Source organism: Fundicoccus culcitae (genome assembly GCF_024661895.1).
Lineage (GTDB): Bacteria > Bacillota > Bacilli > Lactobacillales > Aerococcaceae > Fundicoccus_A > Fundicoccus_A culcitae.
This window is the reverse complement of sequence record NZ_CP102453.1, coordinates 771,288-794,336: the sequence shown is the minus strand read 5'-3', so window position 1 is coordinate 794,336 and position 23,049 is coordinate 771,288. Positions and strand designations below refer to the sequence as shown.

Annotated in this window: 20 protein-coding genes; 18 read left to right on the top strand and 2 right to left on the bottom strand. The window is 37.2% G+C overall.

Features of this window, described 5'->3' with window-relative positions; all coding sequences use genetic code 11:
• Positions 1-8 precede the first annotated feature (8 nt).
• Positions 9-3,023: a glycoside hydrolase family 2 TIM barrel-domain containing protein gene (locus tag NRE15_RS03675; protein ID WP_313794265.1), complete on the top strand. Its 3,015-nt coding sequence runs from the start codon at positions 9-11 to the stop codon at positions 3,021-3,023.
• Between the two features lie 1,064 nt (positions 3,024-4,087).
• Here NRE15_RS03675 and NRE15_RS03670 read toward each other — a convergent pair.
• On the bottom strand, positions 4,088-4,927 hold the full coding sequence (locus tag NRE15_RS03670; protein WP_313794264.1) for an AraC family transcriptional regulator: 840 nt from the start codon (positions 4,925-4,927) through the stop codon (positions 4,088-4,090).
• Between the two features lie 118 nt (positions 4,928-5,045).
• Here NRE15_RS03670 and NRE15_RS03665 point away from each other — a divergent pair, with 118 nt between their 5' ends.
• From NRE15_RS03665 to NRE15_RS03635, 7 genes are all read left to right on the top strand, one after another.
• Entirely contained in the window at positions 5,046-6,314 is a 1,269-nt protein-coding gene (locus tag NRE15_RS03665) for an ABC transporter substrate-binding protein (RefSeq protein ID WP_313794263.1), read from the top strand.
• A gap of 127 nt (positions 6,315-6,441) precedes the next feature.
• Entirely contained in the window at positions 6,442-7,320 is an 879-nt protein-coding gene (locus NRE15_RS03660) for a carbohydrate ABC transporter permease (RefSeq protein ID WP_390887176.1), read from the top strand.
• Entirely contained in the window at positions 7,313-8,140 is an 828-nt protein-coding gene (locus tag NRE15_RS03655; protein ID WP_313794262.1) for a carbohydrate ABC transporter permease, read from the top strand. Before NRE15_RS03660 ends, NRE15_RS03655 begins: the two co-directional genes overlap by 8 nt.
• A 136-nt stretch (positions 8,141-8,276) precedes the next feature.
• Positions 8,277-8,888 carry a CPBP family intramembrane glutamic endopeptidase gene (locus tag NRE15_RS03650; protein ID WP_313794261.1) on the top strand — a complete coding sequence of 204 codons (612 nt, stop codon included), beginning with the start codon at positions 8,277-8,279 and terminating at the stop codon, positions 8,886-8,888.
• 297 nt (positions 8,889-9,185) lie between these two features.
• Positions 9,186-10,367, top strand: a complete 1,182-nt coding sequence (locus tag NRE15_RS03645; RefSeq protein WP_313794260.1) for a hypothetical protein — start codon at positions 9,186-9,188, stop codon at positions 10,365-10,367.
• 19 nt (positions 10,368-10,386) lie between these two features.
• Complete coding sequence (locus NRE15_RS03640) at positions 10,387-11,577, top strand: M20 metallopeptidase family protein (RefSeq protein ID WP_313794259.1); 1,191 nt, start codon at positions 10,387-10,389, stop codon at positions 11,575-11,577.
• Between the two features lie 20 nt (positions 11,578-11,597).
• Positions 11,598-13,160 (top strand): PatB family C-S lyase, encoded by a 1,563-nt coding sequence (locus tag NRE15_RS03635; RefSeq protein ID WP_313794258.1) that lies wholly within the window; start codon positions 11,598-11,600, stop codon positions 13,158-13,160.
• Positions 13,161-13,199: 39 nt separating this feature from the next.
• On the opposite strand, the gene NRE15_RS03630 is transcribed toward NRE15_RS03635, so the two are convergent.
• Positions 13,200-13,883: a helix-turn-helix transcriptional regulator gene (locus tag NRE15_RS03630; RefSeq protein ID WP_313794257.1), complete on the bottom strand. Its 684-nt coding sequence runs from the start codon at positions 13,881-13,883 to the stop codon at positions 13,200-13,202.
• Between the two features lie 236 nt (positions 13,884-14,119).
• Between NRE15_RS03630 and NRE15_RS03625 the strand changes: the two genes are divergently transcribed.
• From NRE15_RS03625 to NRE15_RS03580, 10 genes are all read left to right on the top strand, one after another.
• Complete coding sequence (locus tag NRE15_RS03625) at positions 14,120-14,380, top strand: DUF896 domain-containing protein (RefSeq protein ID WP_313794256.1); 261 nt, start codon at positions 14,120-14,122, stop codon at positions 14,378-14,380.
• Between the two features lie 23 nt (positions 14,381-14,403).
• Complete coding sequence (locus tag NRE15_RS03620) at positions 14,404-14,841, top strand: MarR family winged helix-turn-helix transcriptional regulator (protein ID WP_313794255.1); 438 nt, start codon at positions 14,404-14,406, stop codon at positions 14,839-14,841.
• 12 nt (positions 14,842-14,853) lie between these two features.
• A complete protein-coding gene (locus tag NRE15_RS03615; protein WP_313794254.1) occupies positions 14,854-15,909 on the top strand; it encodes an LLM class flavin-dependent oxidoreductase in 1,056 nt (351 codons plus the stop codon).
• A gap of 11 nt (positions 15,910-15,920) precedes the next feature.
• Positions 15,921-16,487 carry an NADPH-dependent FMN reductase gene (locus tag NRE15_RS03610; RefSeq protein WP_313794253.1) on the top strand — a complete coding sequence of 189 codons (567 nt, stop codon included), beginning with the start codon at positions 15,921-15,923 and terminating at the stop codon, positions 16,485-16,487.
• An 87-nt stretch (positions 16,488-16,574) separates the two neighbouring features.
• Positions 16,575-17,960: a carbon-nitrogen hydrolase family protein gene (locus tag NRE15_RS03605; RefSeq protein ID WP_313794252.1), complete on the top strand. Its 1,386-nt coding sequence runs from the start codon at positions 16,575-16,577 to the stop codon at positions 17,958-17,960.
• A 101-nt stretch (positions 17,961-18,061) separates the two neighbouring features.
• Entirely contained in the window at positions 18,062-18,424 is a 363-nt protein-coding gene (locus tag NRE15_RS03600; RefSeq protein ID WP_313794251.1) for an MmcQ/YjbR family DNA-binding protein, read from the top strand.
• 14 nt (positions 18,425-18,438) lie between these two features.
• Complete coding sequence (locus NRE15_RS03595) at positions 18,439-19,818, top strand: phospholipase D-like domain-containing protein (RefSeq protein WP_313794250.1); 1,380 nt, start codon at positions 18,439-18,441, stop codon at positions 19,816-19,818.
• 267 nt (positions 19,819-20,085) lie between these two features.
• Positions 20,086-20,649: a TetR/AcrR family transcriptional regulator gene (locus tag NRE15_RS03590; protein WP_313794249.1), complete on the top strand. Its 564-nt coding sequence runs from the start codon at positions 20,086-20,088 to the stop codon at positions 20,647-20,649.
• A 29-nt stretch (positions 20,650-20,678) separates the two neighbouring features.
• Complete coding sequence (locus NRE15_RS03585; protein WP_313794248.1) at positions 20,679-21,380, top strand: ABC transporter ATP-binding protein; 702 nt, start codon at positions 20,679-20,681, stop codon at positions 21,378-21,380.
• Positions 21,381-21,384: 4 nt separating this feature from the next.
• A complete protein-coding gene (locus NRE15_RS03580; protein WP_313794247.1) occupies positions 21,385-23,013 on the top strand; it encodes an ABC transporter permease in 1,629 nt (542 codons plus the stop codon).
• The last annotated feature ends 36 nt before the right edge of the window (positions 23,014-23,049 follow it).

The window sequence follows — 23,049 nt, the reverse complement described above, 5'->3', positions numbered from 1 at the left end:
AGAAAAACATGTTATTAACCAATTATTTTGAAGATTTACAAACTTTTCATGTAAATACCTTGCCGCGTCGTAATTATTTTGTGCCTTTTACTTCGTTCGATGCAGCTAAAACGACTTTAGACCGTCGGCAGTCAGAGGCTTATACGGATTTAAATGGTACATGGAATTTTCACTACTTTGAGAATGTGCGATTGATTGACCAACCTTATTGGTTAGCCGAGCATAAGAGTGATTTATCTTATCGTCAAATTCCGGTACCCAGTTGCTGGCAACTAGAAGGTTACGGACAAATTCAGTATACTAACACGGAATATCCGATTCCTTATGATCCACCCTATGTGCCTTATGACAATCCTGCCGGTTTGTATAAACGGACCTTTGAAATCAACGACCTGTCAAAAGGTGAAGCCTATCATTTAAATTTTGAAGGGGTGGACTCTGCTTTTTATGTATGGGTCAATGATACGTTTATTGGCTATTCGCAAATTTCACATAGCAATCAAGAATTTGATATTACGGCCGCTTTAAAAGTCGGTGAAAATCAACTTTCCGTTTTAGTGCTGCAATGGAGTGACGGGACTTACTTTGAAGACCAGGATAAATTTAGATATAGCGGCATTTTTAGAGACGTCTATTTATTAAAACGTCAAGCTAACCGAATCAATCACTTTCAAGTAACGCCGGATGTAGCAGCTGATTTACAAACGGGAACCATTGCATTAGATATTGTTGATGCAGAAAATGTCGATACGATTAAAGTTAGTCTCTTCGATCCTGCTGGTGACTTGATAGAAGAGCGTGAACTGCCAGCAACCGGAAAAACGTCCTTTGAAATCAAACAACCCCAATTATGGAACGCAGAAGTGCCGCAGTTGTATGTATTAGTGGTTCAAGCAGGTGAAGAATTTTACCGGCAAGAAGTGGGACTGCGTAAGGTTGAAATTAAAAACAAGCAGTTGTACATTAATCATCAATCGGTGAAGTTGGTTGGGGTCAACCATCACGATACGCATCCGAATACAGGTGCGACGGTTAGTTTGGCCAATCAGATTCATGACCTTGAACAAATGAAATTGTATAATTTCAATGCGATTCGGACGGCACATTATCCTAAGACGGCAGAGTTTTATGAATTAACTGACCGGATGGGTTTTTATGTGATGAGTGAAGCCGATGTGGAAACGCATGGGGTCGTTGATTTATATGGTCTTGGTGGCAATGCTAACTATAATATGATTGCTGATGATCCACAATTTGCAGCGAGTTTTGTTGACCGGATGGATGCAAGCATCGTGCCGTTTTATAATTATTCGTCCATTATCATTTGGTCCGCTGGGAATGAGTCGGGCTATGGTGTTGGTATTGAGGACATGTTGCGTCACGCCCGCGCTTTAGATCCCAATCGTCCCCTACACTATGAAGCTTATTGGTATCGTGATCGTTCCATTGATTTTAATGATGAGTATATTGATATGTATAGCCGGATGTATCCATCGGTGGCTGAAATTGATGAACTGTATTTCAAAGACGGCATTGATCGACCATTCATTTTGTGTGAATACATTCACGCTATGGGTAATGGTCCTGGTGATATTAAAGAATATTACGATTATATGATGTCCAAAGATGAATTTATTGGCGCTTTTGTGTGGGAATGGGCTGATCATGCGGTGAATATTAGACGTCGGTATAGTGATGATGTAGTTTATCATTATGGTGGCGACCATGGCGAGTACCCACATGCCGGCAATTTCTGTATGGATGGCCTCGTTTATCCTGACCGCCAACCACACACTGCTGTTTTAGAACACCGCCAAATTTTTAGACGCGTCATGCTGACCCATGCGAATATTGAAGCTATGGAATTTACCTTTAAAAACTTATACGACTTTGTCAATGCAGGTGAAAAAGTGGCGCTATTCGTGGAGTTTTATGATGAAAAAGGGATCTTACTCACAACAACAGAGGTAACGGATTTTGACATCGCTCCTTTAAGTGAGGCCACCTTTAAAATCCAAACCCCACCCCAACTAAATACCCCTGTCGGTAGCTTGCGCTTCGTAACAAAGATGGTTAACGCAGGTGAATTTAATGGCGCTGAACTTGGGTTTGACCAAGTGATTCTTAAAGAGTTTGAATCAGATTTGAGTCTAAGCCATGTTTCTAAAACTATCCGCGTTGAGGAGACTTTGGGTGATTTTGTCGTCCATATTGATAATGATACGGTTGCTTTCAGCAAACGCAATGGGGCTATTAGCCAAATCATACGTAATGGCAATAAAGCTTTGATCAAACCCGGTTCTTGGACCATTTGGCGTGCGCCGATTGACAATGACCGAAATATTAAAAAAGAATGGTACCAAGCCAACTACGACCGCGCCGTTACACGAATCCATAGCTTTGATTACGTAGAAGCAGTCGATGCCCACGTGATAACATTCAAAGGAGTTATTAATTCGGTCGCTCGCCAAACTATCATTAACATGGAGTTTAAATGGTTCATTTATCGTGATGGCACCATTTATTTAGATATGGATGCAGCTAAAAATCCTATCATGCCATTCTTACCGCGTTTTGCCTTGTTGTTACCATTAAGCCGTAACTATGACCGTGTGCAATACTATGGCAACGGACCTTACGAAAGTTACGAAGATAAACACCACGCCAGTTACTTAGCAACCTTTAAAGGTGAACTATTAGATTTCTATGAACCTTATGTGACACCACAAGAAAACGGCAGCCACAATTTTGTGCGCGAACTTTCGCTAACTAACTTCTATGAAGGAGGCACCCTAGCGTTCACTAGCGCCACCCCGTTTTCATTTAATGTCTCAGATTTTTCAGCCGAACAGCTAACGGAAACCACGCATCGAGATGAATTACTGAATGAAGACGTCACATACTTGCATCTAGACCTCAAACAAAGCGGTTTAGGCAGCAACGCCTGTGGCCCTGAACTCGCTGAAGCTTACCGCTTCAATGACGCAGAGTTTACCTTCGACCTTTCCATCTTCCTCAACTAAATATCTCTGCTAAAAAAACGCGCCAGCTGAATTAATCATCAGTTGGCGCGTTTTTTAGTAGGGTGCGTTTTGGTGTAGTGCCATTGGAATAGGTGGAAGTGAACGAACCGGCATTACTCCAACACTAGTCCTCGGACGGTTGGGTTACATTAAACGCAATATTTCTACTTTAGCGCAATTGTTTACAAGCCGAATCCGATAACGCCTTGAGTCGAGCACAATAAGTGGGTGCTTCAGACGAATAATCCCTATTTATCGTAAGGCAACTTGGAGAATACACTGCAATTTGACAAAATAACCTTACAAGTGGAATATTCTGGGTGGGTTAATTCCACTTAAGCAGTTATGTGGAATATACTGGACGACTTTGTTCCACTTAACGCCAAATGTTCCACTTAACGCCATATGTGGAATATCCAAGTAAGCGGGAAATGACGGACCGTCAGCTTAAGATTGCTTGCTAAATGAGGATTAATACCTATACTGGCCAATTTTCTACTCAATTTGGACAGAATAACTCTATTCTGTCCTTTTTCTGATCATTTTTGGACAGAATAATTAACCTATCAATTTTTACTCATTTGTGTTTAATATCATTGGAAAAAATCTGAGTAACAATGGGCGGGTTTATTGTCGTGAGAAATAATTGTATGACAATAACCTACTATTTGGAATCAAACAGCTGTGAATCATTCTTCCAACCTCCAATGAACTAGCTGAGAGGCGAAAGGAAGCTCCAAACCGCCTCTTAAGGGTAAGTGAGGCGTAAAGTACTGTATTTATTTTAAAGAAAAGCAAACGTATTATAGTAAATCCAAAATACTATAACGCGAATTGCAAACGTATTATAGTAAATCCAAAATACTATAACGCGAATCGCAAACGTATTATAGTAAATCCAAAATACTATAACGCGAATCGCAAACGCATTATAGTAAATCCAAAATACTATAACGCGATTCACAAATAGATTGAAAAATACATAATTTACCATAGAAAAAGTCATAAAACACAAAAATTCGGTTTGTTACTTCCCCTGAGAAGCGGATGGGCAACTCCAACAATCACACCTCTTGCTTCTGATTAATTATTTGGCGATAATGGGTGGGACTCATGCCGAACTTCTTCTTGAAATTTTTAGAGAAGAGGAGTTGGTTATCATAGCCAACGGAATAAGCCACTTCATTAACACTGAGATCTTGGTTTTGGAGAAGTTTTTTGGCAGTTTTCAGACGTTTATCTTGCAAATACTCTTGTGGGGATACTTCATATTTATGTTTGAATAACCGATAGAGATAACTTCGGCTAATACCAATATAGTTAGCGACGTCTGTGATGGTCATCCGTTTAGTATAGTTGGACTGGATGTAATCTAATGCCACCTCCTCGTAATTGCGTTGTGGTAGTTCGAGTGTGTGGTCTTTATCTTGAAATTCAGTGGTTAGTGCCCAAATAAGTTCATATACCTTATATTTATACCAGACCATGTTGTTGGGCGTATCAAAATAATCTTTTGTAAAAACACAAATATCCTTAATTGTTTTACTAGATTGGCTGTCTTCAGGAAAATGAATGACGGACCCGGAATTTAAGGTGGTAAGTTTGATATAACCGTCTAAATGTCGGCCATTTAAACCCACCCAATAATATTTCCAAGGGTCGTCGTGATTGGCATAATAATTAACTTTGGTTCCACGTCGAATAATAAATCCATCCCCAGCGCCTAATTCATAACGTTGGTCGTTGACTTCATAAATACCGCTGCCCGATTCGATATAATGGATAATGAAGTTTTGATAGGTGTTATAAGCATAAGCTTGACTGGGAAAGAAATGTTGAATTCCACATTCATCGATACTGATATCATGATCATTTTTTTCGAAGTATTTCCATAATTCTTTCATAACAATCTCCATTCATGAAACATTTTGACATATACTGTAGTCATTATAACATATAATACGATGATTAAAAAAGTTTATAATATAGTTAATAAAACCGCTTACAGAAAGGGAGATTAAGTTGAAAAAATTTTTAAAGCTTTTCGCTGTCGTTGCTTTACTGTTTAATGTTGGAGGGTTTGCTAGTCAAAAGGTTGATGCACAAGAGGAAATTACGGTATGGGCGTGGGATCCACAGTTTAATATTAGAGCATTCGAAATAGCCAGAGATATTTATTTAGAGGAGAATCCCGATTTTAATTTAAATATCGTTGAAAGTGCGCAAGATGACATTGTTGCTCGTTTAAATACATCATTAAGTTCTGGCGTAACAGTTGGGTTGCCAAATATTGTGTTGATTGAAGACTATCGTGCTGCTAGCTTTTTACAATCTTACCCTGATGCTTTTTATCCATTGACAGATTACTTTAATGCCGAAGATTTTGCCCCATATAAAGTAGAAGCAACGTCACTTGATGGTGTCAATTACGGCGTGCCATTTGATACTGGTGTAACGGGATTATATATTCGCGTTGATTTATTAGAAGAAGCTGGATACACCCTTGATGATGTTACAGATATTACTTGGAATGAGTTGATTGAAGTTGGACAAGGTATTTACGATGCCACAGGGGTTAAATTATTATCCATGGATTTAAATGACTTAGGTCTTTTACGGGCAATGATTAATGCGAGTGGCGTTTGGTATACCGAGGAAGATGGTCTAACACCAAATATTGCGAACAATGATGCCTTAAAAGAAGCTTTCGTTACTTTCAAAACGATGAACGATGCCGGATTAGTTAATATTCATAATGACTGGGCTCAAATGTTACAAGCCTTCAATACGGGCGTTGTTGCCACTGTTCCTCAGGGTAACTGGATAACACCATCAATTACAGCAGCAGAAGATCAAGCTGGATTATGGGCTGTTGTGCCATGGCCTCGTCAAGATATCGAAGGATCAGTGAATGCATCAAACTTAGGTGGTTCATCTGTTTATGTACTAAATGTTGAAGGTGCAGAGCAAGCGGCTGAATTTGTTGGTGCAATTATTGGTGGCAATGAAGAATTTTATCGTTCAATCATGAATGAGATTGGTGCGTTAGGGACGTATTTACCATTGCTTGAAACAGATGCCTATGATATTGAAGTTGATTACTTTGGTGGGCAAAAAATTTATGCTGATTTTGCCGAATGGTCTGGTGAAATCCCAGCGACAAATTATGGTTCTCACACATATGCCATCGAAGATATTATGAAAAATGCCTTACAACAATACTTAAGTGGTAGCGATATTGACGAAGTCTTTAATGCAGCTCAACAACAAGCTGAAAACCAATTACAATAAATATCTTAACTAAGTGCTTTAACACCTAAAGTTTTTGAGTTGCTGACCAAATATTGCTGGCAATAATCTTGATGGCAATATTTGGTTTCTTTTTTATAAACACCTTAGATTAGAAGGAGGTTATACTATGTATATGAGTAATAGTAAAAGAAATAAAGTTATGGGTTTGTTATTTATTGCACTTCCTACTTTATTAATTATTTTATTCTATTTTTACCCGATGTTTAGATCCTTTTTACTATCATTACAAAGTGGGATGGGTGTCAATTTAGAGTTTGTTGGCTTAGATAATTATCGGCGTTTGATGAATGATCCGGTATTTAGACAAGCTTTTAGCAATACGATTATTTTCTTAATATTCCAAGTACCCATCATGGTAGTATTAGCTATGTATTTTGCCGTTTTATTAAACAAAAAAACATTGAAACTAAGAGGGTTGTTTAGAACCATCGTATTTTTACCATCTGTTACATCACTTGTTGCCTATTCATTAGTATTTAAATATTTATTTTCGAACACAGGTATTATCAACCAGTTTCTACTTTCTATTAATATAATTGATTCACCCATCATGTGGTTATCGGATCCTGTATTAGCAAAAGTTGTTATTATTATTGCTATTACTTGGCGTTGGACAGGCTACAATATGATTTTCTTCTTATCTGCCTTGCAAAATATTGATCCAAGTATTTATGAAGCAGCGGATATTGATGGCGCTAATAGCAGACAACAATTTTTCAAAATAACAGCGCCACTTTTGAAACCAGTTATATTATTTACGAGTGTTACGTCAACAATAGGAACGTTACAATTATTCGATGAAACGATGAATATTACCCAAGGTGGTCCAGGTAATGCAACCTTAACCGTTTCTCAATATATTTATGATTTAAGCTTTAAGTATACGCCTGATTTTGGCTATGCCTCTGCGGTTTCATTTGTTATTGCCGTAGTTATCATAATTCTTTCAGCTATTCAAATGAAAGTAGGTAATCGCGATGACTAAAAATAAAAGCAATCTTGGTACCTATATCTTTTTAATCTTTATGTCAATCATCTTTGCTTTCCCATTTTACTTCTTAATTGTTAGTGCGACTAACACCAGTGTCGATGTTACCAGTGGAAGTTTGTCGTTTGGCTCTAACTTAATTGAGAACTGGCGTGCGTTAACTAGTCAAACGGATTTGGTGAATGCTTTTAAAAACTCAGCTATCATCGCTTTTTGGCAAACAACCTTAGCCTTATTTCTAGGGTCGTTAGCCGGGTATGGCTTTGAAATCTATCGAACGAAGGTAACCGATGGCATTTTCAATTTTCTAATGACATCCATGATGATTCCATTTGCAGCCATAATTATTCCATTGTTTCAATTATTTGGTTTCTTTAGTAATATCAACCCAAATATCGGAATAAATTCATATATGTCTGCCTTTTTACCTTATATATCAACGGCCTTTCTCATATTTTTCTTTAGACAAAACACAAAGATGTTCTCAAAGGAATTATTGGAAGCGGGTCGGATAGATGGACTCAGTGAACTAGGGTTATTTTTTAGAATCTATATGCCGACCATGAAGAATACTTTTGCTGCAGCTGCTATTATTACATTTATGAACAGCTGGAACAATTACCTATGGCCGTTAGTTACCTTATTGACCCCAGATAAACAAACCATCCCATTACTGCTCTCAAACTTAGGTTCAAGTTATGCACCAGATTATGGAATGATGATGTTAGCCATCTTGCTATCGATGATCCCTACCTTGATTATCTTCTTTACCTTACAAAAATACTTTGTGGCTGGAATGTTGGGTTCAGTTAAATAAATACCTCTGCGCATCTACTTCGGATGCGCTTTTTTTGTCTAATGAATTCACTAAATATTAAGACTATTAATATGATTTATTTTAGCTATAATTAGTAGTATAAGTGTCGCAGAGGTATTTATTTGGGGGTGTGAAGTTGAACTTGTTTGTTAGTATGTTGGCGTCAAGTGCCTTGCAATTAGTTGTTTTCAATGTGATTCCTTTTGTGTGGTGGTTGGTGACCGCCCGAAATGAAGTGAATTTTTTTGAGTGGATTGGGTTGAAGAAAGTTCAAAGCGATGATAAGCCCAATCTATTGCGGATGATTGCTTTAGTATCGGTGGTGTATTTATTAGTTGCCTTGTTTATGTTGTACCTAGTGAGAGGGGCACAGACTGCTACGTCCGTTTTTGAAGGGCAAGGATGGAGGGCTTTGCCTGCTGGCTTAGTCTATGCATTTTTGAATACCGCTTTACCAGAAGAAATGCTATTTCGAGGCTTTCTTCTCAAGCGTTTAGCCGCAAAAGTCGGTGGATTAAAGGCGAACTTCATTCAAGCGTTATTATTTGGTCTACTACATGGGCTTATGTTTTATAAGGCGGTTGGGTTTGGTGCGGTTGTGGCCATCGTTATTTTTACGGGCTCGATTGGTTGGTTTATGGGTTACATTAATGAAGAGGCTGCTGGTGGATCTATCTTACCGAGTTGGTTGATTCATGGTATATCAAATACTTTTTCAGCCATCTTAGCTATGTTTTCGATGATTTAAAAAATATAATAGTAGAAAAGATTGATGCTAAGCGCTTTAATGAAGTGCTTAGCCATTTTTTTTGGAAAAAATAATAAAATAAACAATATTTCATTGAATAAAATATATTTTAGTGTATAATGCATTATAGTAAGTGGTTACAATTTATGTCATGACGGTTGTTTAACCTATTCTTATAGGTAGGTGTTACAGTTTGGTAATTTCAAAATGGCCATTGAGATTAAAAGACTGTTGAATAGAGTCGTAATTTTGGATGAAAATTATTTGTATGTAAGTTTAGTGAGGAGGCTAATCAATATGAATGCTATTTATGCATTTACAATTATCTTTATCGTTTATGCGGTAGGTGATTCTATTGCGACGAAAACAAAAGGGATTATATCCATGATGTTATTCGCTTTTGTTGTATTTTTGATTGGGTTTTGGACAGTTTTACCAGATACATTTTTTGAAGATTCAGGTTTCTTATTAATATCTGGTGCATTAGTCGGGCTTTTAATGGTACATATTGGAACAACAATTAATATAGTAGATTTCTTCAAGCAATGGAAAACAGTTATTATTGCTTTCTTAGCTTGTGCTGCTACCGCATTTGGTACGGTATTTATTGGGCAATTATTTGTTGAAAGAGGGTATGCCTTAGTTGCAGGACCAATTTCTTCTGGTGCAATTGTAGCTACTTTAATTATGCAGGAAGCTGCAGAAGCTATTGGAAGAACAGATTTAGTTGTTTTTGCTACTATTAAATTAGTTTCACAAAATTTAATTGGGATTCCAATTGCATCTTTAGCTCTTAAAAGTGAAGCGAAACGGTTGTTGGCTAACTATTCTTCTAATAGTGAACTTACAGAAGAAGCTAATATCGATTCAAAAACAGAAAATAAATCGCGTAGTTTGAAATTCATACCAAGTATTCCTGATAAATATCTTTCAAATAATATGATTGTAGCTAAATTAGCTATTGTTATGTCATTGTCAACTTGGATTTCGAATTTAACAAATGGATCATTAAACAGTTTAGTTGTCTGTTTAATTTTAGGTATTCTCTTTACTGAAATTGGATTTTTGGAAAAAAATAGTATTAATAAAGCAAATGGTGCGGTATTTGTAATGGCTGCTGCTCCAATTGCAGCATTTCAAGGATTAAGAAATGCGACTCCAAATATGTTTTTAGAGCAAATGACTCCATTAGTGATTGTCACTTTAGTAGGTGTTGTTTGTTTAGTCGTTGTAGCGGTAGTTGTAGGTAAGTTGTTAAACGTAAGTTGGCAAATGAGTATTGCGCTAGGTGTGTCTTGTCTTTTCGGATTTCCATCTACATTAATTGTAGCTAGCGAAGCAGCTCGAAGTGTAACGGATAATTCTGAAGAGATTAAATACTTAGAAGGTAAAATGCAGCCAAGTATGATTATTGCTGGTGTCGTTTCAGTTTCAATTTCGTCTGTAATTTTTGCAAGTATTGTTGCAAGTTGGCTATAAATAAGAGGAGAGAAAAGGAATGTTAGAAAATAAAATCAAACATGAAGTTGATAAAATTTACGATGAAATGGTTTCTTGGAGAAGAACATTACATCAATATCCTGAACTTAGTTTTAAAGAATATGAAACTTCAGAATTCATTTTTAATAAGCTAAATGAATTTGGTGTTGATAAATTTGAACGTTTAAGTGAAACGGCTGTTGTTGCACTAATCAATGGTGCTAAAGGTGATGGAAAGTGTATTGCTATTCGTGCTGACATTGATGCATTGCCCGTTGAAGAAAAAACGGATTATGAGTTTGCTTCAAAAAATCCAAATAAAATGCATGCATGTGGTCACGATGGACATACTTCAATGTTATTAGGGACTTCAAAAATACTAACTGAAAATCGTGATTTATTTAAAGGAAGTGTTAAAGTTATTTTTCAACATGGAGAAGAACTATTCCCTGGAGGAGCAGTAAGTCTAGTTGAACAAGGTGTTATGGAAAATCCTAAAGTCGATGCAATTATTTGTGCCCATATTGTTCCAGATAAAGATTCTGGTGCTATCAGAATCAAATCTGGCGATGTAAGTATTGGTTGTGACTTAGTTAATATTACTATCACCGGTCAAAGTGGTCATGGTTCAAGACCTCATGAAGGGAAAGATGCTATTACTGCTGCAAGTCAATACATTCTTGCTATCCAACAAATCGTAAGCCGCTACACCAATCCAAAAGAACAAGTTGTTTTAAGCGTCGGAACTTTAAAAGCTGGAACAGCAGTAAATATCATTGCTGATAAAGCTGAATTGTCTTTAAATCTAAGAACATTTGATCTAAAAACACTAGAAATAGCTAAACAAAAATTATTTGATATTGCAAAAGGTCTTGAAATAGCTACAGGATGTAAATTTGACTTAGATTATGTTGTAGGATATCAAGGCGTTAGAAATAATCAAAATATTGTAGATTTAGTAGCCGAATCAACAAAAAAATATCTAGGTGAAGATGCTGTACAAATTGGTGATTTTGATTTAGGAAGCGATGATTTTAGCTATTACATGAATGCGACCAATACACCAGGTGCTTATTACTTCTTATTATCTGGATATGAAACTGAAAGTCCCTATCCAAACCATCATGGCAGATTTACTTGGAAAGAAGAAGCGATGAAAACAGGTGTAGTTAGTTACTTAGCTTCAGCACTTGAGTTTTTAAATAATTAATAACGAAAGGAAATTTTCATATGGAACAAATAAATACCATAATTACTGAGAATGCTCCAGCAGCAATCGGACCATATTCTCAAGCCAAAGAACATAATGGAATTATCTATGTTTCGGGACAAATACCAATTAATCCAACAACTGGAAATATTGATGCCTTTGATATTGAAGGCCAAACAAGACAAGTTATTGAAAATATAAAAGCAATTTTAAATGAAGCCGGTAGCTCGTTAGATTCAGTTTTAAAAACAACCTGTCTTTTAGCAGATATGAATGATTTTGCTGTATTTAATGAAGTTTATGGGGAAGCCTTTATTTCTAAACCTGCAAGAGCTTGTTTTGCAGTAAAAGAATTGCCAAAGAAAGTTCTAGTTGAAGTTGAGGTAGTTGCGGTAAAGCATCAACGCATCTATGATTTTGATGAAGTTTTAGATAGAACACAATTAAGTACAAGTAAGTGGGAATCTGAAATTTTCCGTACGGGTAATAAAAACTTATTGTGTTTTGGAACTGCGGATATGGACTTTAAGTCATCTCCAGCAATCATAGATGCGTTACAATCAGTTGTTGATAAAGGTCATTTTGGATATCCATATAAGAGAGACTCTTACTATGATGCAATTATTGGATATTTAGATAGACATTTCAGTTGGAAAATAAGTAAAGAGATGATTGCTAATTCAGTTTCTATTTATCCATCGTTTCAAGGGATTATAGAAGGTTTGACTGAAGAAGGAGACGAAATTATATTCAATTCGCCCGTTCATCATATTTTTAAAGAAGTTGTTACTGCAAATAAACGTGTTGCAGTAGAATCACCCTTGAAACTTGTTGACGGAGAATATCAATTAGACTTTAATCATATTAAAGCTTCTATTACTCCAAAAACTTCAATGTATATTTTATGTAATCCACATAATCCAATGGGACGTATTTGGAATCAAGATGATTTAATTCAATTAGTTGATCTTTGCGCAGAAAATAATATTATTATTTTATCTGATGAAGTATATGCTGGACTAATATATCCGGGTGAATCATTCACACCTTTAGCATCATTGTCTGAAAAAGCTGCTATGAATTCTATTACTTGCATAAGCGCTAGTAAATCATTCAATGTAACTGGAATTAAACATTCATTAGTAATTTCAGAAAATCCAGAATTCATAAGTGTCTATAAAGAACAATTAAAGAAAAATAATGAGTATTATGGTGAAAGTATTTTTGGTCATCATGCAACTGAAGCTGCTTTTTCAAATTCTGATGAATGGTCAAATGAGTTAATGGAATATATTAATGGCAATTTTAATTTCTTGAAAGAGTATTTGAAAACTAATTTACCTGATGTAGGTATCTTTCAACCGCAAAGTACCTATTTCGCTTGGTTAGATTTTAATTACTTAGGATTAAGTGATAATGATTTAGTAAATTTATTTGAAAAAGAAGCAGAAATAATTGTTACTCATGGCTATGTTCTAGGAGAAGGTGGATCAGGTTTTATTCGTTGGAATTTAGGCTGTCCTCGTTCAGTTTTAAAAATGGGATTAGAGCGACTTAAAACTGCTATTGAAAATAAAAAATAAAAAGTATCCTCGAACAACGAACGTTCGAGGATACTTTTTTTATTCTTTCGTTGACCTTAGATGTAAGTAAACAGTGTTTTTACTTATGTTCAATAAATCAGCAGTAATCGTAACTGCGTCTTTGAAATTAAAAACGCCATTATCATATAAACGTGAAATGATTTCTTTGTTTTTGTTTGACGTTGAGACAGTTGTATCCTGTAGAACTTCTTCTTGTGTTTTTAAAATTCGTTTATTTATTGTTTCTCTACTGTCAGATACAAACTCTTCTTGTTCATCAAAAAAAGTATTAGAAACCAATGAAGTTTGGTTTGAATTAGAAAATGATTGAATAATATCATTAAAAGGAGTATTTAAAAAAAAGTTAATACATAATAAGCCGATAACTCTTTCATTTTCACCATAAACGGCGATAGTAGTTGATTTCATTGGTTCTCCTCGACTGTTTTCAACAAAATAAGTTACATCTGATCGATAGGAATTATTTTGTCGTTGTGATTCTTTAATCTCTTCTAACATGGTTAAAGCTAAATTAGTAATTGGTGCCCCTACTGATCTATTAGTATGAAAACCATTGAACACTTTAATCGCTGAATGATCATAATCTTCTAAACTATGTAAGACAATTTCATATGCGCTTCCGAGAAAATTACTCAAACCTTCCGCTAGAATTCCATAAGAATTTAATATTTTTTTATCAGTCTCCGTTAGTTTTAAATCCATTGAAACACCTCAATTATTAGAAAGTATAATGAAAAATACTTTAGTGATAATACTATTTTAACAAATTAATGAGTACACTACTACAGCTTATAGCGTTTAGTATGAAAATTTACGATATAATATAAATCTCTGAAACACTCATTCAAACAATCACTTGACAATTGTTCATCCTAATGTTAGGATATAGATATCCTATTTATAGGATGAAAAAATAATGAGATAAAAGGAGAATGAATATGATTGCAATTTTGCCAAGAATCAATGAACTCGCTGCAAAAAATCGTGAAGTAGGTTTGACACCTGAAGAAATAGTTGAAAGAGATGAATTAAGACAAGCATACTTGCAAGAAATTCGTGGTCAAGTTATCTCTACGATGACAAGTGTGACGGTGGTAAATGAAGCGGGTGAAGATATTACTTCCAGTAAATTAGTGATTGAAAAAGCTAAACAATACCAACGGTTCCCAATGTTTAATGTTGAAGATGATGAAGCATAGATAGCTAGTTAGGGGGTTTTAAGATGGATGATGCACAGGTAGATTTGCGGTTATTTCGGACTTGGTTAAATGCGTCGAAATCCCTTTTTGAAAATGTGAAAAAAGATATCGCATCGCATGAATTAACCCTTGAGAATTTTATGGTCATGGAAATGATTTATAGTAAAGGACCGCAATATATACAGACTTTGAGTGAAAAGCTTAGTATTCCAAGTGGGAGTATTACTTATGTGGTAAATAAGCTGGAAAAGTTAGGTGTGGTTGTGCGTGAGTTGGATGAAGACAACAAACGCTACTGTAAAGTTGTTTTGACGGAGCAGGGGGAAGCTTTGTTTAATGAAGTATTTCCTAAACATGTAGCGGTGATACGCGAAAATTTTGAAGTGTTAACGGAGTCAGAAAAACTACAACTAACTAATTTGTTAAAAAAAATGGGTTTGAATGCCAAAGCGAAACAATAAAGGAGGCAGTTGATGGAAGCATATCGGATTAATCCTGCCAATGGGATGGAGATAGGTCTTTATACCATTGGGGAACATTTAAGAAATCCCTTAACAGGTGAGAGGATTTCAGCGCAACAACGAATTTTAGAAATTATTGAAACAGCCAAATTTGCCGAAGAGGCAGGGCTAGATGTCGTGGCAGTAGGGGAGAGTCATCAACGGCTATTTACCACGCAGGCACATACGGTTATTTTAGGAGCAATTGCACAAGCAACGACTAAAATTAAAATAGCTTCTTCAGCGACGGTATTAAGTACCTCGGATCCAGTGCGAGTGTATGAGGATTTTGCCACCTTGGATTTGATTTCTAATGGACGGGCTGAGATCATCGCTGGACGGGGTTCACGTTTGGGGGCATATGATTTATTAGGTGTCGATATTCGTGATTATGAAGAAATATTTGAAGAAAAGTTTGAATTATTATTAAAGTTGAACCAGGAAGAACGGGTTACTTGGTATGGTAATTTTCGTGCGCCTTTAAATGACGCGGAGATCCTGCCTCAGCCACTCAATGGGTCATTACCTATTTGGCGGGCAGTTGGTGGACCAGCTGCTTCAGCAATAAAAGCCGGTTACGCTGGAGCACCCATGACGTTGACCACTTTAGGTGGACCGTCTACAGCATTTAAACCAGCCGTGGATGGTTATCGCAGAGCAGCTCAAGAAGCAGGTTTTGATACCGCAACACTTCCGATTGCTACAACCAGTTTAATGTATGTGGCAGAGGATACCCAAACAGCTTTACGTGAGTTTTACCCGCATTTAAGTTCAGCCATGTTGCAATTGAAAGGTGAACCCTATCCAAAACAACAATTTGCAGCTGCCCCTGATTACCGAGATGCCCTAATGGTCGGTTCGCCCCAACAAATTATTGATAAAATTTTGTATCAATATGAAATGTATGGACACCAACGTTTCTTGGGTGAAATTGATATTGGTGGTATGCCTATGGATCAAATTAAGAAAAATATTGAATTGATTGCCACTAAAATTATGCCTGAAGTGAAAAAACATACGAAAAAATAAGGAGGTTGTGTATGAAAGTAGTAGGAATATCGGCTTCAAATATGGGCACAAAGACCCGTATTGCGATGGATTATACGATGCAAGTCATTAATGAAAAATATCCTGATGCGATAACTACTTTGATTGATTTGGCGGAGGTGGATGTGGTTTTTAGTGATGGACGCAATTATATGGATTATGAAGATGATACAAAAATGGTCACAGAAACCTTGATGGCCGCTGATGCCATCATTATTGGGACTCCTATATTTCAAGCCTCAATCCCTGCAACCCTAAAAAATATCTTTGATTTGCTACCTGAAAATGCCTTTAGAGATAAAGTGGTCAGCATTATTGTAACGGCCGGTTCAAGCAAGCACTTTTTGATTGCTGATCATCAACTAAAACCCATTTTAGCTTATATGAAAGCTCAAATTGTGCAAACTTACGTATTTATTGAAGATATGGATTTTTATCGTAAAAAAATTATAAATGATGATGTTTTGTTTAGAATTGATCGCTTGGTTGAAGATACTATGCTAATGGCGGAAGTTCAGCAAAAAATCCGTGAAGCCCAAGATTCCATTTATGGTTTTTAGGCTGTAAGAGACAGACTTGTTCGCAAGTCTGTTTTTCTTTTGGTAAAATCAAATCAAGTAGTTCATCAAAGCCTAGGAGCGTGTTTTATGAATAAGAACATTAGATGGTTGCTTTTTACTGTTATAACGGGTATTTTGTTAGCCAATGCCCACTCCTTACGTCCCATATTTTGGGTTAGCTGGCTGGCTGTCATTGCTTTTATTTACCTGTCTTTTAAAAATCTGCCACATAAAGCTGCGCTTTTAGGGTTAATCGCTGGTTTTATCAGCTCACTCTCGCTCTTTTTATACCTGTTGCAACTCTCCAATATCACCGTTGCCTTGCTCTTAACAGCCCTGCGATCGCTCCAGTACGCCCTTTTTGCCTACCTCTTTTCCCAAGCTTTTAAACACCTAAATAAATACCTGCTGTTACTCTTTGTGCCTGCTTTAGCTGCCGCAGTAGATTTAATAATGATACTATTTTCACCCCATGGTTCCGGTGGTTCAATGGCTTATAGTCAAATGGATTTTTCACCAATGGTTCAGTTAGCACGCTTTGGAGGCGTCCCCTTCATTGTCTTTGGGCTATTTTTGATGGGAAGTCTTGTAGCAGTTCTATTGATTGAGAAACATTTGGGGCTGGTTGTAGGGTTGGTAGTGCTGGTAGGGCTTATGTTTTTAAATGGACAGGCTTCTGGGAATGTGCAAGAGCCCACACTCCGACTGAATGTGATGGCGACGGATCGGTTTGAAAGTAGTGATGCGGATTGGGATGAAGTTTGGTCATATTATCGTGAGACCATCGAAAGCTCAGAGAATTCATATGATATTTTTATTCTAGCTGAGAAATTGTTTGAATTGAATGAGGAAGATGTGGGTATCTTGCTGGATGAGATTCAAGTGCTAGCAAAAAAGGTGGATGCTGCGGTGCTCATAGGTGTCGACGAAGTGCATGCTGATGCGGCTTATAATCGAGCTTATTTTGTGACTGCCGATGAAGTATATTCTTACGATAAGATTCATATGATTCCAGGATACGAAGATCATTTTGAAGTAGGTAGTGAACCCTTAGTTATTGATTTTCGTGGTCATAAGATTGGGGTCGCAATTTGTAAAGACATGGATTTTCCTGATACAATTCGTGCTTATGGAGACGCTGAAGTTGATTTGATGTTAGAGCCAGCTTGGGACTTTTACGATGATGATTGGTTTCATTCGCGAATGGCCGTGATGCGGGGTATTGAGAATGGCTTTTATATCGCTCGCAGTGCTCGCCGAGGTTTGTTGAATGTCAGTAATCCGCTTGGTGAAATAATAGTTGAAAGTTCTAGCACTTCGGATGAGATGGGGATGATTTCGGCTGCGGTTGCACCAGCCTTTGAGAGAACGGTGTATACGCGGTTTGGGTATTTATTTGGGTATTTGGCTGTTTTTATTGTGGTTGTAGGTGTATTAGTAATCTATAAAGAAAGGATCAATTCTAACGCCTAGATAGCCATGCGCAAATCCTTGCAAAAACTTAAGTTTTCACACCTTCTATCTTAAGAGTTGAAACGTATAATATCTATAAAGAAATAAAAAGGGATGGTCGAATGGAAGCTTGTTCATATCGAAACAGCGTATTTAACTATGTCGATGAAACTTACCAAACAAAACCTGCTTTTCTTTGGAATAAATATCCCAACTACGCCGTTTTGAAACATCATTCAGGCAAATGGTACGGGCTTATCATGGATGTTGAAAGAGAAAAACTGGGATTAGAAGGGCGAGAAAAACTGGATATTTTAGTGGTGAAAAACCAGCCTGAAATAATTGCAAATTATCTAGACCAGGATAAACGCTTCTTACCCGCTTATCATATGAATAAAACCCATTGGATAGCAATACCGCTTGACCTAACAGTAGGTGAAGCAGAGATATGTAGTTTGATTGATAAAAGTTTTGACTTGACTTAGAGAGGAGAACGAAGTTGCGATATTTTAAGGTGTTGCTGGTGGTAGCCGTTGTGTATTTGGTGTATGTTTTAGTCAGTGGTATCTTGGTTTTTTATATAATACGTCCTGAACCTGCTAAAGCGGTTGATATTCAATTTAAGGAAACCAATGAGCGGGTTTCGTTGATTGATAGGCCAAGTGATGCATGGCAAGCGCGCGTTGATTTGATTAGTCGTGCTCAAGAGACAATTGATATTGCATATTATGCCTTTCATGGGGGTGAAAGTGTTGATCTGTTTGTCGGCTTGTTGTTAGATGCGGCTGATCGTGGGGTTCAGGTGCGTTTTTTAATGGATGGGGTAGCCAATGGGATTCGTTTTGAACCGGAGATTTATCGAGTATTGGTGGCGCATCCTAACATTGAGTTTGCTTTTTATGAACCATTACATGTGTTACAGCCTTGGACATGGCATAATCGAATGCACGATAAAATCATTGTTGTCGATGGTGAAGTAGCTATGATGGGCGGGCGTAATATTGGGGATAAATACTTTACTGATGACGTGCCTAGCTTATCGATTGACCGGGATGTGATGGTGTTTAAAGGTGATACGGGTCAAGATGATACGTATTTACTTAGTCAATTAGCGAATCATTTCACCGATTTATGGACGTCTGATTATAGTGTTGTGCAAACAAGGACGTTTTCAGCTAGTAAACAGGAAGAAATTTTGCGACAACAAGCGGAATTTGTTCAAAAAACACATCAAAAGACCACAGCCGATCCAAATTTAACACAGTGGTATGCTAAGAGCCATCCCGTTCGTGGTGCCAGCTTTGTCACGAATCCCCTTGGACGGTTTTACAAAGAAGGGGTTGTTTGGGAATATTTGTTGGCGCTGACTAAGCAAGCGGAAAAATCAATCATTATTCAAACGCCATATATTATTCCTACAGTTCAAATGCGAGAAGATATGGAACAACAAATGCCAGACGATGAGGTTGCGACGAATCTATTAACCAATAGCCTGGCTTCAACTAACAATTTGATAGCCAATAGTGGTTATCAAAATAATCGCCAGGAAATAATCGACCAAGGCACACAGATTTATGAATTTCAACCTAACGAAGCGCAATTTCATACTAAAGCAATCATCATTGACGAAAGGATTTCAGCCATCGGCACGTTTAATATGGACAGTCGGAGTGCGTATTTGAATACAGAATCGATGTTTATTTTTGATAGTCCGTCATTAGCAGCCGAATTACTGAGCAATATTGAAGTCGACTATGGTCAACAAATTGTTGCCGTCGACGAAGATAATCCTGCTGATCAATCAGATTATTCTTCGGCCAAATATGTTGTGTCCCGTTTGTTACAGCCTATCGCCCGTTTATTTGCACCATTTTTATAGTCAATCGTTGTGGATTCGGACAATAGGTCTACCAGGAATTTGCCAAAGCGTGTCTGTATGAATCTAATTTTTGAACAGGTTATCTCTAATCTGTTCTTTTTTTATGAAAAATTGTGTAAATGGCAATCATTTTGAAACGGGTATAAACTTCTTGCTTTAAGGACAAAGCACACGTTTTAATTGACAAGCGAGATATTAAGCGATAAACTGAAACTAAAATGAATGAATAAAATAAATATTCATTCACAACCAAAAAAGGAGGCTATCATGGAAGAGAAACATCAATCGATTCTCACGGCAGCAACACAACTGTTTAAAGAGCAAGGCTACAAAGATACCAATATTTCACAAATTACACAAGCAGCTAATATGGCTGTGGGAACTTTTTATCGCTATTTCGACTCAAAAGAAGCGATCTTTTTAGAAGTTTACAAAGATGAAAATAGTCGCATGAGACAACAAATGATTGAACAAATTAATTGGGAAGGGGACGAATTACAGATAATTGCAGAGATATTTAGTTTGAGTAAGCAGTTAACTAAAGATAACGCGATTTTAAAAGAGTGGTACAATCCGACAATAGCTTCTTACTTAAAATCCTATTATGCCAGCGCTGAAGGGATGGAGAAATATAATTTTCATGCATTTTTACTTGAGCTTTTCAGTAAAAAGTTATTTGAGAGAGGATATTCCGAAAGTGACATCCAAAAGTTAGGGTATGCCATTGAACTGATATACAAAATTGAAGTCACTTCAGATAGACAAGATGCAACACATGCGGAAGCTTTAGAAACCTTAACCACTTATTTTATGAAAGGGATTTTATCGTAAAAAATTGATCATCCAAGGGGGATCAGCTTATGGCTTATATTGATTTTCAAAATGTTACCAAGGTATATGGGATAGGTGAAGCGGCTGTATTTGCTAATAAAGACATTGATTTTGAAATTGAAGCTGGCGAGTTTGTTGTTATTTTAGGGCCTTCTGGAGCGGGTAAATCGACTACTTTAAATCTATTAGGTGGCATGGATCAACTAACATCAGGGAAAATCATCGTTGCAGGTCAAGAGCTTTCGCGTTTGGATGATGAAGGCTTGGCTATTTATCGACGCGATAAAGTAGGGTTTATTTTTCAGTTTTACAACCTGATTCCTAATTTAACGGTTTTAGAAAATGTGGAAATGAGTGAACAAATATCTCATAAAGCCAATCAGGCGCAAAAATATTTAACGGCTGTTGGTTTGAGCCATCGCTTGCATAACTTTCCAGCCCAACTATCCGGTGGGGAACAGCAACGAACGGCGATAGCGCGGGCTTTAGTGAAAGAACCATCCTTACTCTTATGCGATGAACCAACCGGTGCTTTAGATAAAGCAACAGGCCAACAAATATTGCAATTATTACTGGAGCAAAATAAAGCATTATCGACAACGGTTATTGTGATTACGCATAATCCGAGTATTGCTAATATTGCGAATAAAGTTATTTCCATAAAAGACGGCAAAATTGAGTCGATTGAACTAAATCCGCAGCCTTTAACCGTTGCAGAAATCGATTGGTGATGTTATGACCATAAAAAATATCTGGCGACTAACGTTGCGTGAAATGACATCGAATTGGCTACGTTTTTGCATGATCCTAGCTATTATCTTCTTAGGGGTAGGGATATTTATTGGGATTTTGAATACGGGGTCGAGTTTACAACTATCCGTTGAGCGCTATTTAAACAACGTTAATGCCCAGGATTTAGTTGTTTATGCGACTTATGGGTTGAATGATGAGGATTTAGCGACGCTTAAGAAAGCTGAAGGAATTAACGCCTACCCCATTCAAACGGTTGAAGCGCAAATAGCTGACGCATTTATTAAAGTAATACCGACAACCGAATCGATCAATCAACCGCAAATTGTCGAAGGTTCTCTACCCATTCAAGCTAATGAAATTGCCCTTGATCGTGTATTAATTGATTTATACCCTGATTTGAAGCTTGGGGAAACTATGACATTAAATACGGATCAAAGCACGGCTCTACTAGGCTTACCGACATTGCAAAACACAAGCTTTAAAATCGTTGGCATTGTTGAATCACCTTTGTATCTTTTAGGCAGACAAAGGGGTTACACGAATGACGGGGCACATAGTTTGAGTGGTTTTGCTGTAGTTAATCCATCAGCGATAACGGGGACTCGTTATAGTGAAATAGCCGTGACGCTGAACGATTATGCGACCGACCCATCGGTAACTATCTTAAAAGCTGAACTTGAATCCTTGCTGGAGAGCCGTCCAGCCGCTGCACTCCAAGAGCTTAAAAAGACACTAACGCCTTATCAACAATCGGCCAATCTCTTCCGTGCCATCCTGCCCAATTGGCATAATGAGATGAATCTAGACATCGATCAACTAGAAGAACCGACGTATATGGTTAATGAACGGTCAAGCTTAATGGGCTATCAAGCCATTGATAGTTTTATCAAACAAATCCGTCGGATTGCCTTTTTATTTGGGGCACTGTTTTTTGCGGTAGCCCTATTAGTGACTTATGCCGTTTTATCACAATTACTAAACGATCGCCGGAACACCATGGGAACCTTAAGTGCACTTGGCTATTTGAAAAGGGAAATAAAATTCATTTACGTCATCTATGCGTTCATTGTTTCCGTATTAGGCTGCTTGTTGGGTTATGCATGTGGCACTTGGTTTATCCCAAGGATGATTTTAGGCATTTTGCCTTACTTTGTTGTCAAAGAAAGGGTTGTTTATTGGAATCATCGCGACTTGTTAGTTACCCTTGGCGTTGTCCTGTTAGCAACCATCGGAACGACTTTGATACTTATTAATCGCCAAATGAAAGATAAGACGGCCAACCTCCTGCTAGCGAAAATGCCCAAACAAGGCAACCATATTTGGATCGAGCATTTCCCAATTATTTGGAATAAAATTAGTTTTAAATGGAAAATTTCCATTCGTAATCTATACCGTTATTTGCCGCGTAATTTAATGACAATTATGGGGATGATGGGGTGTACGGTTTTGATTGTCGTGGGGTTTGGTATGCTAAACACCATTAAAGCAACCGGTCAACGTCAATATACTTACATTCAAACCTTTGACGGCTCAGTACCTATCGATGCCCAAACCGCATCTGCCTTGACGAACACATCAGCCATTCAAACCTTTGTCCCCATTAACCAATAACTCTTTCAAGTAAATATCACTGAGCAGAATACACAG

Excerpts from the sequence above, each read along its gene's own strand:
- NRE15_RS03675 (WP_313794265.1), top strand. The coding sequence starts at position 9 with ATGTTATTAACCAATTATTTTGAAGATTTACAAACTTTTCATGTAAAT.
- NRE15_RS03670 (WP_313794264.1), bottom strand. The coding sequence starts at position 4,927 with ATGAAAGAATTATGGAAATACTTCGAAAAAAATGATCATGATATCAGT.
- NRE15_RS03660 (WP_390887176.1), top strand. The coding sequence starts at position 6,442 with ATGTATATGAGTAATAGTAAAAGAAATAAAGTTATGGGTTTGTTATTT.
- NRE15_RS03655 (WP_313794262.1), top strand. The coding sequence starts at position 7,313 with ATGACTAAAAATAAAAGCAATCTTGGTACCTATATCTTTTTAATCTTT.
- NRE15_RS03645 (WP_313794260.1), top strand. The coding sequence starts at position 9,186 with ATGAATGCTATTTATGCATTTACAATTATCTTTATCGTTTATGCGGTA.
- NRE15_RS03640 (WP_313794259.1), top strand. The coding sequence starts at position 10,387 with ATGTTAGAAAATAAAATCAAACATGAAGTTGATAAAATTTACGATGAA.
- NRE15_RS03635 (WP_313794258.1), top strand. The coding sequence starts at position 11,598 with ATGGAACAAATAAATACCATAATTACTGAGAATGCTCCAGCAGCAATC.
- NRE15_RS03630 (WP_313794257.1), bottom strand. The coding sequence starts at position 13,883 with ATGGATTTAAAACTAACGGAGACTGATAAAAAAATATTAAATTCTTAT.
- NRE15_RS03625 (WP_313794256.1), top strand. The coding sequence starts at position 14,120 with ATGATTGCAATTTTGCCAAGAATCAATGAACTCGCTGCAAAAAATCGT.
- NRE15_RS03620 (WP_313794255.1), top strand. The coding sequence starts at position 14,404 with ATGGATGATGCACAGGTAGATTTGCGGTTATTTCGGACTTGGTTAAAT.
- NRE15_RS03615 (WP_313794254.1), top strand. The coding sequence starts at position 14,854 with ATGGAAGCATATCGGATTAATCCTGCCAATGGGATGGAGATAGGTCTT.
- NRE15_RS03610 (WP_313794253.1), top strand. The coding sequence starts at position 15,921 with ATGAAAGTAGTAGGAATATCGGCTTCAAATATGGGCACAAAGACCCGT.
- NRE15_RS03605 (WP_313794252.1), top strand. The coding sequence starts at position 16,575 with ATGAATAAGAACATTAGATGGTTGCTTTTTACTGTTATAACGGGTATT.
- NRE15_RS03600 (WP_313794251.1), top strand. The coding sequence starts at position 18,062 with ATGGAAGCTTGTTCATATCGAAACAGCGTATTTAACTATGTCGATGAA.
- NRE15_RS03590 (WP_313794249.1), top strand. The coding sequence starts at position 20,086 with ATGGAAGAGAAACATCAATCGATTCTCACGGCAGCAACACAACTGTTT.
- NRE15_RS03585 (WP_313794248.1), top strand. The coding sequence starts at position 20,679 with ATGGCTTATATTGATTTTCAAAATGTTACCAAGGTATATGGGATAGGT.
- NRE15_RS03580 (WP_313794247.1), top strand. The coding sequence starts at position 21,385 with ATGACCATAAAAAATATCTGGCGACTAACGTTGCGTGAAATGACATCG.